This is a genomic window from Thalassospira sp. CH_XMU1458, from assembly GCF_037027205.1.
GTDB lineage: Bacteria > Pseudomonadota > Alphaproteobacteria > Rhodospirillales > Thalassospiraceae > Thalassospira > Thalassospira tepidiphila.
Genome location: NZ_JAYMDW010000003.1, coordinates 316,170 through 334,931, shown reverse-complemented (window position 1 = coordinate 334,931; position 18,762 = coordinate 316,170). Strand labels below are relative to the sequence as shown.

At 56.4% G+C, this 18,762-nt stretch carries 18 protein-coding genes; 12 read left to right on the top strand and 6 right to left on the bottom strand.

Annotation, left to right across the window (positions count from 1 at the left end; all coding sequences use genetic code 11):
- Positions 1 to 18: 18 nt before the first annotated feature.
- The gene (locus tag WBY09_RS15585; RefSeq protein ID WP_064781083.1) at positions 19 to 1,518 is read right to left on the bottom strand and encodes a CoA-acylating methylmalonate-semialdehyde dehydrogenase; all 1,500 of its coding nucleotides are present in this window, start codon (positions 1,516 to 1,518) and stop codon (positions 19 to 21) included.
- A gap of 170 nt (positions 1,519 to 1,688) precedes the next feature.
- Between WBY09_RS15585 and WBY09_RS15580 the strand changes: the two genes are divergently transcribed.
- Positions 1,689 to 2,576, top strand: coding sequence for a LysR family transcriptional regulator (locus tag WBY09_RS15580; protein ID WP_008889969.1), 888 nt, complete (start codon positions 1,689 to 1,691; stop codon positions 2,574 to 2,576).
- Positions 2,577 to 2,716: 140 nt separating this feature from the next.
- Here WBY09_RS15580 and WBY09_RS15575 read toward each other — a convergent pair whose 3' ends face one another.
- Positions 2,717 to 3,103, bottom strand: a complete 387-nt coding sequence (locus WBY09_RS15575; RefSeq protein WP_167351212.1) for a DUF2218 domain-containing protein — start codon at positions 3,101 to 3,103, stop codon at positions 2,717 to 2,719.
- 358 nt (positions 3,104 to 3,461) lie between these two features.
- Positions 3,462 to 4,304 carry a fumarylacetoacetate hydrolase family protein gene (locus WBY09_RS15570; protein WP_286792620.1) on the bottom strand — a complete coding sequence of 281 codons (843 nt, stop codon included), beginning with the start codon at positions 4,302 to 4,304 and terminating at the stop codon, positions 3,462 to 3,464.
- Positions 4,305 to 4,534: 230 nt separating this feature from the next.
- Between WBY09_RS15570 and WBY09_RS15565 the strand changes: the two genes are divergently transcribed.
- From WBY09_RS15565 to yghX, 4 genes are all read left to right on the top strand, one after another.
- Positions 4,535 to 5,197, top strand: a complete 663-nt coding sequence (locus WBY09_RS15565) for a dienelactone hydrolase family protein (RefSeq protein WP_286792621.1) — start codon at positions 4,535 to 4,537, stop codon at positions 5,195 to 5,197.
- Between the two features lie 43 nt (positions 5,198 to 5,240).
- A complete protein-coding gene (locus WBY09_RS15560) occupies positions 5,241 to 6,194 on the top strand; it encodes a D-2-hydroxyacid dehydrogenase family protein (protein ID WP_286792622.1) in 954 nt (317 codons plus the stop codon).
- A gap of 308 nt (positions 6,195 to 6,502) precedes the next feature.
- Positions 6,503 to 6,628, top strand: coding sequence for a hypothetical protein (locus WBY09_RS15555; RefSeq protein WP_336233204.1), 126 nt, complete (start codon positions 6,503 to 6,505; stop codon positions 6,626 to 6,628).
- A complete protein-coding gene (yghX, locus tag WBY09_RS15550) occupies positions 6,625 to 7,389 on the top strand; it encodes a YghX family hydrolase (RefSeq protein ID WP_336233203.1) in 765 nt (254 codons plus the stop codon). The genes WBY09_RS15555 and yghX overlap by 4 nt, the downstream gene beginning before the upstream one ends.
- A gap of 81 nt (positions 7,390 to 7,470) precedes the next feature.
- Here yghX and WBY09_RS15545 read toward each other — a convergent pair whose 3' ends face one another.
- Together WBY09_RS15545 and WBY09_RS15540 are read right to left on the bottom strand one after the other, a co-directional pair.
- Positions 7,471 to 8,172: a GntR family transcriptional regulator gene (locus WBY09_RS15545; RefSeq protein ID WP_008889957.1), complete on the bottom strand. Its 702-nt coding sequence runs from the start codon at positions 8,170 to 8,172 to the stop codon at positions 7,471 to 7,473.
- The gene (locus tag WBY09_RS15540) at positions 8,169 to 9,542 is read right to left on the bottom strand and encodes a formimidoylglutamate deiminase (protein ID WP_336233201.1); all 1,374 of its coding nucleotides are present in this window, start codon (positions 9,540 to 9,542) and stop codon (positions 8,169 to 8,171) included. The genes WBY09_RS15545 and WBY09_RS15540 overlap by 4 nt, the downstream gene beginning before the upstream one ends.
- 82 nt (positions 9,543 to 9,624) lie before the next feature.
- Here WBY09_RS15540 and hutI point away from each other — a divergent pair, with 82 nt between their 5' ends.
- From hutI to WBY09_RS15505, 7 genes are all read left to right on the top strand, one after another.
- Positions 9,625 to 10,827 (top strand): imidazolonepropionase, encoded by a 1,203-nt coding sequence (hutI, locus tag WBY09_RS15535; protein ID WP_336233200.1) that lies wholly within the window; start codon positions 9,625 to 9,627, stop codon positions 10,825 to 10,827.
- A 51-nt stretch (positions 10,828 to 10,878) separates the two neighbouring features.
- A complete protein-coding gene (hutH, locus tag WBY09_RS15530) occupies positions 10,879 to 12,420 on the top strand; it encodes a histidine ammonia-lyase (RefSeq protein WP_336233199.1) in 1,542 nt (513 codons plus the stop codon).
- Between the two features lie 2 nt (positions 12,421 to 12,422).
- Positions 12,423 to 13,226 carry an N-formylglutamate deformylase gene (gene hutG, locus WBY09_RS15525; RefSeq protein ID WP_336233198.1) on the top strand — a complete coding sequence of 268 codons (804 nt, stop codon included), beginning with the start codon at positions 12,423 to 12,425 and terminating at the stop codon, positions 13,224 to 13,226.
- Complete coding sequence (gene hutU, locus WBY09_RS15520; RefSeq protein WP_336233197.1) at positions 13,223 to 14,899, top strand: urocanate hydratase; 1,677 nt, start codon at positions 13,223 to 13,225, stop codon at positions 14,897 to 14,899. The genes hutG and hutU overlap by 4 nt, the downstream gene beginning before the upstream one ends.
- A gap of 77 nt (positions 14,900 to 14,976) precedes the next feature.
- Positions 14,977 to 16,071, top strand: a complete 1,095-nt coding sequence (locus WBY09_RS15515) for a TRAP transporter substrate-binding protein (protein WP_008889951.1) — start codon at positions 14,977 to 14,979, stop codon at positions 16,069 to 16,071.
- Positions 16,072 to 16,146: 75 nt separating this feature from the next.
- Entirely contained in the window at positions 16,147 to 16,668 is a 522-nt protein-coding gene (locus tag WBY09_RS15510) for a TRAP transporter small permease subunit (protein WP_008889950.1), read from the top strand.
- Positions 16,668 to 18,215: a TRAP transporter large permease gene (locus WBY09_RS15505; RefSeq protein WP_336233196.1), complete on the top strand. Its 1,548-nt coding sequence runs from the start codon at positions 16,668 to 16,670 to the stop codon at positions 18,213 to 18,215. Before WBY09_RS15510 ends, WBY09_RS15505 begins: the two co-directional genes overlap by 1 nt.
- Before the next feature lie 85 nt (positions 18,216 to 18,300).
- On the opposite strand, the gene WBY09_RS15500 is transcribed toward WBY09_RS15505, so the two are convergent.
- A complete protein-coding gene (locus WBY09_RS15500) occupies positions 18,301 to 18,756 on the bottom strand; it encodes a DUF3237 domain-containing protein (RefSeq protein WP_197146681.1) in 456 nt (151 codons plus the stop codon).
- Between the last annotated feature and the right edge of the window lie 6 nt (positions 18,757 to 18,762).

Here is an 18,762-nt window from a genome sequence, read left to right as displayed (position 1 = left end):
CAATACTTATTTCATCGCCTATTTCATGGTGGGCATAACGAACTCAGCACCCTTGCGAATGCCGGTCGGCCAGCGCGTGGTGATGGTTTTAAGCTTGGTATAGAACCGCACACCTTCCGGGCCATGCATGTGATGGTCGCCAAACAGCGATGCTTTCCAGCCACCAAACGAATGGAAGGCCATCGGGACCGGGATCGGCACGTTGATGCCAACCATGCCGGTCTGGGTGCGTGCGGCAAATTCACGGGCGGTATCACCATCGCGGGTGAAGATCGCGGTACCATTGCCATATTCATGATCATCAACAAGGTTGGCAGCGGTTTCGAAATCATCGGTACGTACAACCGACAGAACCGGGCCAAAGATCTCTTCCTTGTAGATGCTCATATCCGGTGTGACGTCATCAAACAGGGTACCACCGACGAAGTAACCGTCTTCATAGCCCTGAAGCTTGATATCACGGCCATCGACCACCAGCTTGGCACCTTCTTCGACACCCTTGTTGATATAGCCGACAACCTTGTCACGGTGGGCTGCGGTCACAAGCGGGCCCATTTCGGCCGCCGGATCAATACCCGGTGCCACGCGCAGTTCATTAATGCGCGGAACCAGTTTTTCGATCAGGGTATCGGCGGTTTCCTTGCCAACCGGAACAGCGACCGAGATTGCCATGCAACGCTCGCCAGCCGATCCGTAAGCAGCGCCCATCAGGGCATCGACCGCCTGATCCATGTCGGCATCGGGCATGATGATCATGTGGTTCTTCGCACCACCAAGGGCCTGGCAACGTTTGCCCTGCGCGGTCGCGGTTTCATAGATGTATTTGGCAATCGGGGTCGAGCCGACAAAGCTGATAGCCGAAACATCCGGATCAAACAAAAGCGCATCCACTGCTTCCTTGTCGCCCTGAACAACGTTGAATACGCCATCGGGAAGACCGGCTTCGGTCAGCCATTCGGCCAGCAGAAGCGAGGCGGACGGATCACGCTCTGACGGCTTGAGGATAAAGCAGTTACCGCAGGCAAGGGCGACCGGGAACATCCACATCGGCACCATGGCCGGGAAGTTGAACGGCGTGATACCGGCAACGATGCCCAGCGGCTGACGGATGGAATGGCTATCAACCTTGGTGCCGACATTCTCGGTGAACTCACCTTTCAGCAACTGCGGTGCTCCGGTGGCAAACTCTACAACCTCGATCCCGCGGGTGACTTCACCCAGCGCATCGGACAGCACCTTGCCATGCTCAGCCGTGATGGCGGCTGCGAGTTCTTCGGAACGATCTTCAAGGATGCCGAGGAACTTGTTGAGGATACGTGCACGGCGCAGCGGCGTGGTTGCGGCCCATTCGGCGGCAACGGCGGACGCGGATTCAACTGCGGCACGGACCTCGGCCTTGGATGCCAGATCAACCGTTGCACTCTGTGCGCCAGTTGCCGGATTGAAAACCGGTACTGAGCGGCCGGAGTTGCCGGCAACGCGTTTGCCGTTGATGTAATGGGTAAGTTGGGTTGCCATTGGGTTTCTCCCGATAAACCTGATGATCAGTGGGACGATCTTAATATAAGTGGGGGTCTTACCCCTTAATATTCTGCACCCATTATGGCTATGCACAGGGATGCACATCAATTATCATTTCCGCAAATTCGATGTGCAAAAATTAAAGTCATGACAGGATCACACCCATCATGGATTGGGATCGCTTCCGCATCTTTCTGGCTGTTGCCCGCCAAGGTCAGATCCTTGCCGCCGCCCGGCAGCTTGGCCTGAACCACGCAACAGTTGGGCGCCAGCTTACTGCGCTTGAGCAGGAACTTGGCACCAAACTGATTGAACGGCGCACCACCGGATCGGACCTGACCCCGGCTGGACGGGAATTGATGCAGGCGGCAGAGGCCGCAGAGTCCGCTTTTTTGCGTGCTGGCACCGCCGTTTCCAACCAGTCAGAGCTGATCAGCGGCACGGTCCGCGTTGGCGTCCCCGATGGATTGGGCAACTATTTTCTGGCTAGTGAGTTGGCTCACTTTGCGTCCAATCACCCGGATCTTGTCATTCAGCTGGTGCCGCTGCCACGGACATTCTCGCTATCGCAACGCGAAGCAGATATCGCCATCACGCTCGACCGACCGAAACAAGGGCGCCTGGTAATCAGCAAACTCACCGACTACACGCTCAGCGTCTATGCCAGCAAATCCTATATCGAACGGTTTGGTGCGGTCAAAACCGAGGCCGATCTGACAGACCGCCTGTTTGTCACCCATATCGAAGACCTGATTTACAGCCGCGCACTGGATTACGCCGCCCGCCTTGGCAAACTGATGAAACGCCGATTTGAATGCGGCAGTGTGGTGGCCCAGATGGAGGCCGTGCGCAACGGATATGGCATCGGTATACTGCACGACTACGCCACCGAGGGCATCCCCGACCTCGTTCGCCTGCTGCCTGAAATCCGCTTCACCCGCAATTACTGGATGCTCCAGCACCCGGACACCAAGGATACGCGAAGTGTCGCGGCCATTGTCGATCATATAACGCGCGTCGTGCGCGGGGCCCGGGACCGCTTTATCATGAGCTGAGAACACACAATTACCGTCAACGGCAATGACCGGATTGCGCAAAGCGGATCGCCATCACATACCCGTTGTGACCAGGCAAACAAAACAAAAGCCCGTTCAATGCTGAACGGGCTTTTTGATCACAAAAAGGTGACAAATGGTCATTTATTTCGCCAGTCAATTTCGATCTTGGTTTGCGGCGACAGGGTCCGCAGCTTGTCTTCGAAATAAGCCTGCATGTCTGCAAGGCTGTGTTCGTCGGCCGCTGACATCGCAACTGTCAGAAACAGCGGCGTCGCCGTCAGCTCGCACGCACCATTTTCAAATGCCAGAACACCAGCATCGGGTTTGCGCAAGGTGCCCTTGACGTCTTCGCCACGGGCTTGCAGCATCATCCCCTTGAGAAAGCAAGGCGCGCCGCGCAAATAGATATCTGCAAACGCAAAGCTACCGACACCATCCTGTGCCTTTGAAGTCCGAGACACAGGGCCAGCCTCATCAACTGAAACATCCATCGGATTGACCGAAACCGGCCAAGACTCGTTCACTTTGATCGCCAGATTAGACATGTGCATCACCAATCCTGTAAGGGCGCTTTATGCGCACGGTATCCCCATACCCCTTGGACACGCATTTCACATTGCTTAAGCACTGAACAATAATGACTACTAGTCATTTATCGCACATCACAGAAGAACGTCAATGCACTTTGTCCTGACAAAAATGTCCTGAATCGGGCAAAGCGCAAGTCTGTCGGCAAAAATTTCTGAAATATTGGCGTGACGATCCGCCAGATCACGCAGATCATCGTAAAAAATCGTTGTTTAACAACGGTATGCAGCAGAGATCACATTGCTGTGACGAGATCTCGATTGCTGCATCCCGATATTTGCATGGCAGCGTTGCCTAGCCCTGAACGACTTCCTGACGCTGCGCGCCCAAACCATCGATTCCCAGTTCCATCACGTCGCCGGGTTCGAGGTACACCGGCGGGTTTTGCCCCATACCCACACCCGGCGGGGTGCCGGTCGAGATGATGTCACCGGGTTGCAGGCTCATGAAACGCGACAGATAGCTGACCACGAATGCAACACCATAGGCCATGGTTTTCGTACTGCCGTTCTGATAACGCTTGCCATTCACATCGAGCCACATGGAAAGATTCTGTGGATCGGCAATCTGATCGCGAGTGACAAGCCACGGACCAATCGGGCCGAAGGTATCGGCACTTTTGCCCTTCACCCATTGCCCTGAATGTTCAAGCTGAAACGCGCGCTCGGAAACGTCATTGATCAGGCAGTAACCTGCGACATGATCAAGCGCATCGGCCTCGTCGACATATTTGGTGTGCTTGCCGATCACCACGCCCAGTTCGACTTCCCAATCGGTTTTGGTCGAGCCACGCGGAATTTCGATCGTATCATTCGGACCACAAACGGCCGAAGTTGCCTTGAGGAAAATGATCGGTTCAGGCGGTAGTTCCATACCTGCTTCTTGCGCATGGTCAGAATAGTTCAAACCGATGCAGATAAATTTGCCGGGCCGCCCGACACAGGCGCCAATGCGCGGATCACCCGACACGACAGGCAGGCTTTCCGGGTCAAGTGCGGCAATACGTGCAAAAGTTTCATCGGAAATCGTGGTTGGATCAAGATCATCAATCACGCTGGAAAGATCGCGGATTACGCCATCCGCATCACAAAGCCCCGGTTTTTCCGCCCCGACCGGGCCATAGCGCAAAAGCTTCATGAATTCTCTCTCCTGATATCGTCACGCGGGTTCTTTCTGCGTCCTAGACCAAGCCAAGTCTTACAAAAAGAACGATTTATTCCTCATACCTTAGTGATGTCACATCATGATCCCAAAGGGCAAGCCAATTGAGGATACATTATCCGCAGTAACCATGATGATTGTTCTCGCCCCGCAATTCGATATCATCACCGAAAAGACCATTGCGCCGAGAAAGGAAACGACAGGACATGATGGACACCCTTACCGCAGCCGACGGGCATGAGCTTGATTGTTGGTTTGAGCCACCCGTTGGTGCAAGACGCGGCGCGATTGTAATCCTGCAGGAAATCTTTGGCATCACCGAACAGCTCAAGGGGGTTGCGCGCAAATATGCCGCCCTGGGTTACGAGGTTGCCATCCCTGCCCTGTTTGACCGGGTGGAGCGTGGGGCGGTTGTTGACTTCAACGATTTTGATCGGGCGCGTGCGTTGATGATGGCGTCCGAGTTGTCAAACACCCTGAGCGACATCGATGCCGCCGCCCGCGCCCTGTCTGCCAAGGGCGGCAAGGTTGGTGTGATCGGCTTTTGCTGGGGCGGCGGGTTGGCACTGCGCAGCGCCCAATGTCTTGATATCGCGGCAGGTGTTTCATTTTATGGCACACGTATCGACCAATACCTTGATAAGCCGCTGCAAACGCCATTTCTGGCACATTTCGGCCTGTCTGATGGTCACGTCCCGGTGGAGATGATCGAAGACGCCAAGGCAGCCCTGCCCGGCATGGAAGTGCATATGTATGAAGCCGGTCACGCCTTTGCCAACGAAGCACGCCCATCCGCCTATGTCGAAGCGGCCGCCGAAGTTGCACATGCCCGCACAGCCGAATTTCTTGCCCTTCATATCACAGCCTGACACGACAGAACCCCTGCCCTGACCCATTGGAAACACAGCCCAGATGCGTATTGCCATTCTTGATGACTATCAAAACATCGCCCTGCAATCGGCCGACTGGACAGACGTCCAAAATCACGGCGAGATCACCGTATTTAACGATCATGTTTGCAATACGGGCGACCTCATCAGCCGCCTTGAACCATTTGACGTCCTGTGTGTCATGCGTGAACGCACAGCTCTTACGGGCGACATTTTGCGCGCGCTTCCGAACCTGCGGCTGATCGTGACCACCGGCAAACGCAATGACGCCATTGATGTCGCGACCGCAAGTGAGCTGGGCATCACGGTTTGCGGCACAGAATCGCCTTCCACGGCAACGCCGGAACTGACCTTTGCCCTGATGCTGGCATTGGCCCGCAACCTCATGGCGGAAAACGCATCGATGCGCGCCGGCGGCTGGCAAGTCGGGATCGGTCAGGACCTTGCAGGTTCGACCTTGGGAATTATCGGGCTTGGACGGTTGGGCGCAAAGGTCGCGAAAATGGCACAGGCCTTTGACATGCATGTCTGCGCCTGGAGCGCCAACCTGACGCAGGAACGCTGCGACGAACTTGGCGTAACCCATATGGCAACCAAGGAAGACCTGCTGCGCGCGTCGGATTTCGTCACCATCCATCAACGCCTGTCTGATCGCACCCATGGCCTGATTGGCACGAATGAGCTCAAACAGATGAAGCCAACCGCCTATCTGATCAACACATCACGCGGCCCGATCATTGATGATACTGCCCTGATTGATGCGCTCAACAGCGGCGAGATTGCCGGTGCGGCACTCGATGTTTACGACAAGGAACCACTGCCCGTATCGCATCCGCTGCGCCATTGTGATGGCCTGTTGCTAAGCCCGCATCTTGGCTATGTCACCCGCAACACCTGGAACGTGTTTTACGGCCAGACGGTCGAGGCCATTCTGGCTTGGCAAAACGGCAAACCGATCCGGGTCATAGAACCTTAAGAAGCGCATTTAACCATTTTCTGAGCTCTACGAGGCTCGATGCCATGGGAAAACCAGCCACCGCCAGACGCCGAAGAGACGACTTGGAAAGACAGCGAAATATGTGATCTTGGTAACGCCAATCTCGCAGGTAGCACGTTTGTGATTTGCGAATTCTCGAACTTCGTTGAAAATAGAAATCAGATCCAAATCAGGATGCAGCGCGACAAGCTGGTCCCTGATTCAGGCTGACAGTTCAATCCGGATAATCAGATATTCGTCACCAGCAAGCCCCAAAATCTGATGTGTAATTTCACAAGGATCGCATGATGGAACGTTTGACTGCCAAGGATTTTTCTCCGGAGCTTCTCGAACTTTATGATTTCTATGCCCACGGCATGATTGATCGTCGTGAGTTTCTTGATCGTGCGGGCGATATGCGGTTGGTGGAATGACCGCCCTTGCGATCCTTAATGCCATGAGCCCAAACTATGCCATGGCTCATCAGGTCGACTTTACCGATCCAGATATTGTTGCTGAATACATCATGTACCCGTCGCCCAACGGTCACGGCGAAGTGCGTGGCTATCTGGTCAAACCGGCCAATGTGACCAGCAAGGTACCCGGTGTTGTGGTCGTGCATGAGAACCGGGGTCTGAACCCCTATATCGAAGATGTCGCGCGGCGTGTAGCCAAGGCAGGCTTTGTCGCACTTGCCCCGGATGGATTGACATCGGTTGGAGGCTACCCCGGCAATGACGACAAGGGCCGCGAATTGCAACGCACAGTCGACCCAACCAAGCTGATGAACGACTTTTTTGCCGCCATTGAATTCCTCACCGCCCACGAGGCCACCACGGATAAGACTGGCATCACTGGCTTCTGCTATGGTGGCGGTGTCGCCAATGCCGCCGCAGTTGCCTATCCGGAATTGGGGGCCGCCGTTCCGTTCTATGGCCGTCAGCCCGCGGTCGAGGATGTCCCCCGTATTCAGGCACCGATCCTGTTGCAATACGGTGAACTTGATGAGCGTATCAATGCCGGATGGCCAGCCTACGAAAAGGCATTAAAGGCCAATGAAAAGGTCTATGAGGCCTATATCTATCCGGGCGCCAACCATGGCTTCCATAACGATTCCACGCCACGTTATGACGAGGACGCAGCCGAACTGGCATGGCAACGCACCATTGACTGGTTCAACAAATACCTGTCCTAAAGCATTTTGCCTTTGATCTGCTTAAAAGGGCTAGCCGGACGTGCTTCACGACAACCCGGCTCGCCCTTTTTGGATTGAAACTCAGATCGCAGAATGTTTGCGATAGCCCGGTGCAAACAGAAGCCTGGCCGATGTGATGCCAGTGTTATTTTCCCAGGTGGTACGTTCCATCAGGAAAAGTGATGTGCCGGGATCGGTGCGCAGCACCTTGGCCTCGGCCGCGCTGGCATTGACCGCGGAAAAATAGATGTCGCCGCGCGTATAGGGCGCATGCAAAACCAGCCATTCATTGGCACTAATTTTCTCAAGATCGGCATCAAGGATTGTCGGCGTTGCGGCAATCGACACCCAGCGATCTTCAAACATGAACGGTTTGCCATCGGCCAGATGGAGCGAGGTGATATGCAGCATATCACTTTCGGCCGTGACACCCAGATTGGCGCAGATTTCAGGCGGCGGCGTACGCCGTTCGCTAAACAGCAGGCCATAGGCATATTTCTGCCCGCGCCCTTCGATCTCAAGACGGATGACCGGAATATCAAGTTTGGCGCGCCGCACCGGGTGGGCAGCGACCCGCGTGCCGGCCTTACGCCTTCGATCCAGGAAGCCTTCAGATGCCAGTTCACGCAGCGCACGGTTCACCGTGGCGCGCGCACAGCCAAGTTGCTCGGCAAGTTCGACTTCCTTGGGGATCAGGTCGCCGGGTTTCCACTCACGGGTATGAATGCGGCGCAAAACCTCGTCATGGACGGATTGCCAGCTTTGCTGTTCCAGGCTGTTCACACTGCTTCCTTGAGTTGTTCCATCACCTTGCGATACCGGTTGGTGATCGCGTCATGGGCGATGTGGCGGCCCTCGGTCACAACATGGCGACCGGCCGACCAGACATCACGCACCATGCGATCATCTCCGGCAAAGATATATGTATCGAGGATCGTATCGCCTGTCCGACCGATCAGGTCAACCGCCGAACCATCCAGCGCCATCAAATCGGCCAGTGCACCGACCTCAATCCGGCCTGAATCGCGTCCGGCGGCCTGTGCGCCGCCCTTGGCGGCAGCATCATAAATGCGACGTGCGGTCGATTTTTGTTCGGTTGCCAAAGCCGCGCGGGAATTGTCGCGCAGACGCTGGCTGTATTCGAGGGTCCGCAATTCTTCCGACAGCGAAATGCGGATATTGGAATCCGACCCCACACCAATCACGCCACCGGCATTGAGATAACGAACGCCATCAAAGATACCATCGCCCAGACTGCTTTCGGTGATCGGGCAGAGACCAGCCACAGCACCGGTTTTAGCCAGCTCAAGCGTTTCGTGTTCTTCCATCTGGGTGCAGTGGATCAAACACCAGTTCGCATTCACATCGGCATTTTCAAGCAGCCATTCGGTCGGGCGCTTGCCCCAGCTTTCGCGCACTTCATCCACCTCGGCCAGTTGTTCGGCCAGATGCATGTGGATCGGTCCGTCCTTGGATAGAAGACTGGTCGCAAGCAGGTCTTCGCGGCCAACGGCACGCAAGGAATGTGGCGCGACACCCATCACCGTATCCGCAGGCAGGTTTTTGATTGCGCGAACGGATTCCTCATACAATTTGGTGAACTGGTCGGGATCATTGCCAAAACGGATCTGACCGGGACCGAGCGGGCGCTTGTCACAGCCGCCATATTGATAATGCACGGGCAGAAGCGTCAGGCCGATGCCGGTGATTTCGGTCGCGGCGGCAATACGTTCGGCCATCTCGGCGATATTGTCATACAAATGCCCACCGGGACGGTGATGCAGGTAATGGAACTCTGTATTATTGGCATACCCGGCTTCCAGCATTTCCATCTGAACGAAGGCGGCGATCGCTTCGACATGGTCCGGGGTCAGCTGATCAAGGAAGCGGAACATCAATTGCCGCCAGGTCCAGAAGGTATCGCGCGGATCTGGGCCGCGCCGTTCCGTCAGGCCGGCCATGGAGCGCTGGAACGCGTGGCTATGCAGGTTTGAAATCGCCGGAAGAAGGATATCGGTTTTGCTGGTGGCATCGGATGGCGCAGCAGAATCGGCCTGAATCGCAGCAATTCTGCCATTCTCATCAATTTCGATCCGGACATTGCGCTGCCAGCCTGATGTCGTAAGTGCCTGATTTGCCCAAAGAACCTTCATTGCCTCTACCCGTCTTGACAGAAATATTATGTACGTACATATTATCTTTAATAACAAACTTATCAAGGGGTGATGCTTCGCGATGCTGCTTCGAAACGCAAAAATCGTCACGATTGAAGATCAGGACAGTTATGGCCTGATCGAGTGCGGCGCGATTGCCATCAAGAACGGCCTGATCGATTGGGTCGGTGCCGATGAAGCCATCCCGGCCGAATATCTTGACGGTCCAATGCGTGACCTTGAAGGTCGCCTGATCACCCCGGCCCTGATTGATTGCCACACCCATGTTGTCCATGGCGGCGACCGCGCGGTTGAGTTTGAAATGCGCCTGAAGGGTGCAAGTTATGAAGAAGTAGCGCATGCTGGTGGCGGCATTGTTTCCACGGTTAAAGCCACCCGCGAAGCATCAATAGAGGATCTTCTGACATCCGCCCTGCCGCGCGTGGATGCGCTGCTGGCAGAGAGCGTGTCGGTGATCGAGGTCAAGTCGGGCTATGGCCTTGATCGCGAGACCGAGCTTAATATGCTGCGCGCAGCCCGGAAAATTGCCGATCATCGTGATGTACGGATCAAAACCACCTTCCTTGGCGCCCATGCGGTGCCGGTTGAATATAAAGACAATCCGGACGGCTATATTGATGAAGTCTGCATCCCGACCCTGAAAGCCGCCGACGCTGAAGGCCTGGTTGATGCGGTTGACGGTTTCTGCGAAGGCATTGCCTTCAACACCGATCAAATCAAACGCGTTTTTGATGTTGCCCGCGAGCTTGGCATTCCGGTCAAACTCCATGCCGAACAGCTATCGAACATCGGCGGCACCAAACTGGCCGCCGAATATGGGGCGATGTCGGTCGATCATATTGAATACGCCACCGAAGAAGACGCGGTCGCCATGGCCAAGGCTGGCTCGGTCGCAGTACTTCTGCCCGGTGCGTTTTATACCCTGCATGAAACCCAGTTGCCGCCGATTGACGCATTCCGCAAGCACGGCGTGCCGATGGCGATTGCGACCGACTGCAATCCGGGCTCATCGCCGCTGGCATCAATCCTTCTGACCATGAACATGTCCTGCACGCTGTTCCGCCTGACGCCCGAAGAGGCACTTGTTGGCGCGACTGCCCATGCGGCACGCGCCCTTGGCCTGTCGGATACCGGGCGGATCAAAGTAGGACTGCGCGCCGATCTTGCGATCTGGAATGCCAAACACCCGGCCGAGCTTTCATATCGCATCGGGTTCAATCCGCTGTTCGAACGCATTATTGGCGGTGAAAGCACCGCCGCCTGAGCCCAAAGATAACTGCGCCACCGCATCAACATGTGACCTTAAGGATAGATTATGACTGTCACCCTTATCCCCGCTTCGGTCAAACTGGCAGAGCTTGAACGCATCTGGCGTGATCAGGTGGCAGTCAAACTCGACCCATCGGCCCGCGACGGTGTTGAAGCGGCGCACGCAATGGTGCGCAAGGCGGCCGACGGCAGCGATGCGGTATATGGCGTGAATACCGGCTTTGGAAAACTGGCCTCGGTCAAGATTGCCCCGGAAGACACTGAAACCCTGCAACGCAACCTGATCCTCAGCCATTGCTGCGGCGTGGGTGAGCCGCTTGATATCGCGACCACCCGTTTGATGATGGCATTGAAGTTGCTGTCGCTTGGGCGCGGCGCATCAGGTGTGCGTTGGGATTTGATCGAACTGATCGAAGGCATGCTGGCCAAGGGTGTGACCCCCGTCGTCCCGTCGCAAGGATCGGTTGGCGCATCGGGCGATCTGGCCCCGCTGGCGCATATGGCAGCGGTCATGATTGGTGCAGGCGAAGCCATCTATGACGGTGCGACCCAGCCGGGTGGTGAGGCACTTGCCAAGGCTGGCCTGACGCCGGTTGTACTGGGCCCGAAAGAAGGCTTGGCGCTGATCAATGGTACGCAGTTTTCCACCGCCTGCGCGCTGGTCGGGCTGTTTTCGGCCTGGCGCAATGCGGCAAGTTCGATTGTCACATCGTCACTTTCGACCGATGCGATCATGGGATCGACCGCGCCGCTGGTCGATGAAATCCATACCCTTCGCGGTCATCCGGGCCAGATCAATGTCGCGCGTGCGATGCGCGATCTGATGAATGGGTCTGAAATCCGCGAAAGCCATCGCGAAGGAGATACCCGCGTTCAGGACCCCTATTGCATCCGCTGCCAACCGCAAGTCACCGGGGCGGCGATGGATTTGCTGAGCTTTGCCGGTCAGACGCTTGAGATCGAAGCCAATGCCGTGACTGACAACCCGCTGGTTCTGAAAGAAGATGGCCGCATTGTTTCGGGTGGTAACTTCCATGCCGAACCGGTCGCCTTTGCCGCAGATCAGATCGCCCTTGCGGTTGCCGAGATCGGGGCGATTGCCCAGCGCCGTGTCGCATTGATGGTCGATCCGACCCTGTCACATGATTTGCCGCCGTTCCTGACGCCGGAGCCGGGCCTGAATTCCGGTCTGATGATTGCCGAGGTCACCACTGCCGCACTCATGAGTGAAAACAAGCATCTGGCCAACCCGTGTTCGACCGATAGCACGCCGACCAGTGCCAATCAGGAAGACCACGTTTCGATGGCCGCCCACGGCGCGCGCCGACTGGCACGGATGAATGCCAACCTTTCCTATATTCTTGGTGTCGAGCTGATCTGTGCCGCGCAGGGTGTGGAATTCCGTGCGCCACTTAAAACCAGCCCGGGGCTGCTCAATGTTTTGAAATCCGTTCGTGCCGACATCCCGACCGTCAAGGAAGACCGTTACATGGCGCCGGATCTGGCGAAGGCCGCCGAACTTGTCACTGGCGGCACACTTGTAGATGCCGCCAAACTTTCGGGCTTTGTCGTCGGGGAGGCAGCATAACCATGACCGATCCGGTTGAAATCAAACGTGGCGATAGCCCGATTGTTCTGGGCCTGCCCCATACCGGCACTTATGTACCGGACGACATAGCGGCGAAACTGAATGATCGTGGCCGTGAACTGGCTGATACCGACTGGCATATTCATACGCTTTATGACGGGTTGCTGGATGGCGCGACCACGGTCCGCGCAACGTTTCATCGTTACGTGATTGATGCCAACCGCGACCCCGAAGGGGTCAGCCTGTATCCCGGTCAGAACACCACCACCCTTGTGCCGCTGACCGATTTTGACGGCGAGAATATCTGGGACGTTGCCCCGACCGAGGATGACATCGCCTATCGGGCAGCAACCTTCCATGCGCCTTATCATCAGGCACTGGCCGCCGAGCTTGAGCGCGTGCGCGCCAAACACGGTGTGGCGATCCTCTATGATTGCCATTCGATCCGCTCAAACATTCCGTTCCTGTTTGACGGGACCCTGCCCGATTTCAATATCGGCACCAATCTGGGCACGACATGCGATCCGATGATCGAGACGCTGACATCGGAAATCTGTTCGCAGGCCCAAGGATACAGTGCGGTTCTGAACGGTCGTTTCAAGGGTGGCTGGACCACCCGCCATTACGGTCGCCCGGAGATCAATCAACACGCCATCCAGATGGAACTGGCGCAATCCACCTATCTGACGGCCGAGGAAGCTCCTTGGTCCTATGACGAAAGCCGTGCAGCAAAATTGCGCACGCATCTTACCGAAATCCTGAAGACACTGGCCGATTTGGCCCCAGCACTAAGAGGCAAGTCATGACCAACAATCCGCGTCACAACCAGCGTGATATTTATCCCGACACCGGGAGCACAATTTCGGCGAAAAGCTGGCTGACAGAAGCACCGATGCGCATGTTGATGAACAACCTGCATCCCGATGTGGCCGAAAACCCGCATGAGCTGGTTGTCTATGGCGGCATCGGCCGGGCAGCGCGCACCTGGAAGGATTTCGATCAGATCGTTGCCAGCCTGAAGGAACTTGAAGATGACCAGACCCTTCTGGTGCAGTCGGGCAAGCCGGTTGGTGTGTTCCGCACCCACAAGGATGCGCCGCGCGTTCTGATCGCGAACTCCAACCTGGTGCCGCATTGGGCCAACTGGGACCATTTCAACGAACTCGATAAAAAGGGTCTGGCAATGTATGGCCAGATGACGGCCGGTTCGTGGATCTATATCGGTTCACAGGGCATCGTTCAGGGCACCTATGAAACCTTTGTCGAGGCAGGCCGCCAGCATTATGACGGTAACCTTACGGGCAAGTGGATCCTGACCGGTGGCCTTGGCGGCATGGGTGGCGCACAGCCGTTGGCCGCCGTGATGGCCGGTGCGTGCTGTTTGGCAGTCGAGTGCGATGAAACCCGTGCAGACTTCCGCCTGCGTACCCGTTATGTCGACGAGAAAACCCATTCGCTGGACGAAGCGCTTGAAATGATCGAGCGTTGGACCAAGGCAGGCGAAGCCAAGTCCGTTGCCCTGATCGGCAATGCGGCCGATGTCTTCCCGGAACTGGTCAAGCGCGGCGTTCGCCCGGATATCGTCACCGATCAGACGTCGGCACATGATCCGGTGCATGGATACCTTCCGCAGGGTTGGACCGTTGCCGAATGGCGCGAAAAACAGGAATCCGATCCCAAGGCTGTTTCCAAGGCGGCGCGCGCATCGATGCGCGTTCAGGTCGAAGCCATGGTTGCCTTCCACGAGGCGGGCGTCCCGACGGTCGATTACGGCAACAACATCCGTCAGATGGCGCTTGAAGAAGGGTTCGAGAACGCATTCGCCTTCCCGGGCTTTGTTCCGGCCTATATCCGTCCGCTGTTTTGCAAGGGTATTGGTCCGTTCCGCTGGGCGGCCCTTTCGGGTGATCCTGAGGACATCTACAAGACCGACCAGAAGGTCAAGGAACTGATCCCCGATGATCCGCACCTGCATAACTGGCTGGACATGGCGCGCGAGCGCATTTCGTTCCAGGGCCTGCCAGCGCGTATTTGCTGGGTCGGTCTGGGACAGCGCCATCGTCTGGGTATGGCGTTCAACGAAATGGTCAAGAATGGTGAACTGAAAGCCCCGGTCGTCATCGGGCGTGACCATCTTGACAGTGGTTCGGTTGCAAGCCCGAACCGCGAAACCGAAGCCATGAAAGATGGCTCGGATGCGGTCAGTGACTGGCCGTTGCTTAATGCGCTGCTCAATACGGCGTCCGGGGCAACCTGGGTATCGCTGCATCATGGTGGCGGTGTTGGAATGGGCTTCTCGCAGCATTCCGGCATGGTGATTTGTTGTGACGGCACAGAAGATGCCGCACGCAGGGTCGAACGCGTCCTTTGGAACGATCCGGCAACCGGTGTGATGCGTCATGCGGATGCAGGATATGACATCGCACTGGATTGCGCCCGGGAACACGGGCTGAACCTGCCCGGGATTCTCGGCAAGTAATTAAAACTCACGCGTGGGGGCAGTGACGACTGCCCCTGCATCGCCCTATCAGGGTACAATCAAGGAGGCTTCTTAACATGAAAAGACGTGAATTTCTGACCGCCGGTGTGGCCGGCGCAGGTGCAGCGGCCGCTGCAACATTCGCAACCCCTGCCATCGCACAGGACAAGCGCCAGTGGAACATGGTCACCGCATGGCCGAAAAACCTGCCTGGGCCGGGTGTGGCTGCGCAGAAGCTTGCAGACCGTATCACCACACTTTCGGGTGGTCGTCTTGAAGTCAAACTTCATGCCGCTGGCGAACTGGTTCCGGGCAATGGCGTGTTTGATGCCGTTGCCGAAGGTACGGCCGAGATTTATCACGCGGTTCCGGCATACTGGGGTTCGAAATCCAAAGGCATCCTTCTGTTCGGGTCGCAGCCGTTTGGCCTGCGTGCCGATGAACAGGTTGGCTGGCTGAACTACGGTGGCGGTCAGGAACTGTATGACGAGATTTATGGCCAGTTCGGTCTGAAGCCGTTCCTATGCGGTAACTCCGGCCCGCAGTGGGCAGGTTGGTTCCGTAACGAAATCAACTCGGTCGATGACCTTAAGGGGCTGAAGTTCCGCACCACCGGTCTGGCATCGGAGATGTGCTCGAAACTTGGTATGGCGGTTCAAGCCATGGGCGGTCGCGACATGTTCCAGGCACTTCAGTCTGGTGCGCTTGATGCCGGTGAGTTCATCGGCCCGTGGAGTGACAGTGCACTTGGTTTCTATCAGGTTGCCAAAAACTACTACTGGCCAGGTGTTGGCGAGCCGTCCTCGGCCGAGGAATGTGCGGTCAATGCCAAGGCATATGCCGATCTTCCCGATGATCTGAAAGCCGTCGTCAAGTTCGCGGCAGACAGCCTTTATAACGAAGTCTGGACCGAGTACGAGACCAAGCACGCCATGGCGCTGAAACAGCTTGTTGCAGAACAAGATGTGAAGGTTCGCAAGCTTCCGGACGAGGTTGTTGAAGCCATGGCCAAAGCCGGTGCCGAGGTGATTGCGGAGCTTCGCGAAAGCGACGATGCACTGACCAAAAAGGTCACCGAAAGCTTTGTTGCCTATCGTGACCTGATCGGTGGTTACATGACCTATGCCGATAACGGTCAGATGAATGCACGCGCCAAAGCGCTTGGCTTCTGATAGACGTTATGACCGGTGCCGGAAATATCCGGCGCCGGTTTCTTTTTTCAGGCGTGCCTTTCACGGGGAGATGTCATGCAACGCCTTGCTGATGCACTTGACCAGATAAATCACTGGACCGGGATGACCGTGCGCTGGTTCGCACTTCTGATGGTTCTGCTGCAGTTTACCGTGGTCTTGCTGCGCTATGTTTTCGGGTTCAGTTCAATTGCGCTTAATGAAAGCGTTCTGTATCTGCATGCCGCTTTGTTCATGTTGGGGGCGGGCTATACGCTGTTGGTTGATGGCCATGTCCGGGTGGACATTTTTTATGCCGCAGCCACCGACAAGACCAAGGCGCGGATTGATGCGTTTGGCTATGTGGTTCTGGCAATCCCGTCGATGGCAGCCCTGCTGTATTGGACCTGGCCATCAGTGATCAATTCGATCTCGATGATGGAAGGGGCAATTTCGGTGGGGGGCATTCCGGCCGTCTGGTTTTTGAAATCCCTGATCCCGGCCTTTTGTATTCTGTTGATTATCCAGTCTGTCGCCTGCCTTCTGAGGCAGGTGGTTTTGCTGCGCGGCAATGTTGAAGATCAAGGCGGTGCGAAGTGATGGAATATCTTGATCTTTTGATGTTTGCCGCCCTGATGGGCTGCATCCTTTTGGGCTTTCCCGTATCGTTTTCAATCGCCGGAACGGCGGTGATTTTCGGCTATCTCGGCTGGGTCACGGATTCGATGAATATCGGCCTGATGGGGGCGTTCGGGCAGCGCGTGTTTGGCACGCTGACCAATGATGTTCTGATTGCCATTCCGCTGTTTGTCGTTATGGGTGTCGTGCTTGAACGATCCCGCATTGCCGAAGATTTGCTCCATACCATGGGGCGACTGTTTGGTCAGTTGCGCGGCGGTTTGGGGATTTCGGTAGTACTGGTGGGGGCGTTGCTCGCGGCCTCAACCGGCATCGTTGGCGCCACGGTGATTGCCATGGGCATGATCGCGCTTCCGACCATGTTGCGCACTGGCTATAACCCGAAAATGGCATCGGGCCTTGTTTGCACCGCGGGCACATTGGGCCAGATTATCCCGCCCTCGACGCTTTTGATCATTCTGTCGGATGTGATGTCATCGGCCTATCAGCAGGCGCAATATGAACAGGGCAAGTTCACCATCGAAACCATTTCGGTCGGGCAGATTTTTGCCGGTGCGCTGATCCCGGGTCTGACGCTGGTGGCGATTTATATCATCTATATCCTTCTGCGCGGGCTGATACGCCCGGCCGATATGCCACCGGTTCAAAGCGATGATGGCCGCCCCAGTGCGGGCGAAGTGGTGGGTGCGGTTTTGCCGCCTGTGCTTCTGATCATTGCCGTGCTGGGTGCCATTCTGGGCGGGGTTGCCACCCCGACCGAGGCGGCATCAGTCGGTGCAATCGGTGCGATCCTGATGGCGGGTGTCCGTCAGGGGGCGAACCGCAATCTGGTTCTGACCGGGACCGTCGCACTTTTGATCCTGGCGATCATGGCAGGTGTCGCGCCGGTGCGTTTCCAGCGCAGTGACCTGACCGGTGTTGATTATGCCCTGGGCGCTGGTTATGTGGCGCTGGCTGTTATCGGGATTATCGCGATCCTCGCCTGCCTGCGTCAGGCATGGAAAGCCGACATTCTGAAATCGGCCCTGACATCGACCATGACGGTCAGTTCGATGATCTTTGCTACGATCCTGACAGCCAGCATGTTCTCGCTGGTGTTTATCGGGCTGGGCGGTGAAGACCATGTGGAGGAAATCCTTGAATCGATGCCCGGTGGTCCGACTGGGGCGCTGATCTTCTGCATGGCGTTGATCTTTGTGCTGGGCTTCTTCCTTGATTTCGTGGAAATCACGGTGATCCTGCTGCCGCTGATTGCGCCGGGGCTGATCATGATGGGCCATGATCCGGTGTGGCTTGCGATCCTGATTGCGATCAACCTGCAGACATCGTTCTTAACGCCACCATTCGGCTTCTCGCTGTTTTATCTGCGCAGTGCCGCCCCGCCGGAAATCACCACCGGCCAGATTTATCAGGGTGTGGTGCCGTTTATCGCGCTTCAGCTGTTTGGCATTTTCGTGATCTGGCTTTGGCCGTCACTGGCCAACTGGCTGCCAAGCGTGGTGTTCTAGGCAAAGAACTCAAAATGAAAAAACGCCCCCGATTTATTGGGGGCGTTTTTGTTTGGGGCTGCGCTTTAAGTCCCCAAAGCGGCTATTACAGGACTTCGTAGACCGAGACATAGACCGTGCTTTTTTCACGCTGTCCGGATCCGACAAAGATCCGGTGATTAAGCCAGCTATAGCGTTCATCGCCGGTTTCGAACCGGGGCTGGGTGCGCATGTAATATTTCGACGGATCGACATGTTCACCGCGTGCAAGCGCGTCCAGAACATCCTTGGGCCCATGCCGGAACCCGAAATTGCGGATATCAATCAGCGCCCCGTCATGGGTTTCGATGCAATATCGGGTATCAAGTTCGGCCACTCCGTTGTCAAAAACGGTTTGCCAGTCCGCGCCCAATGCCAGAACGCGGCCGTTCAACGATTTGCCTTCGACATGCCCACCAATGATCGGAATGATCCGGCGTGTGCCGCGCATCGAATTGCCAAGCTCCATCGGGGCTTCCAGCTCGACCGTCAGATCGCAAAAATGTTCAAGTTCAAGCTTCATATCGGC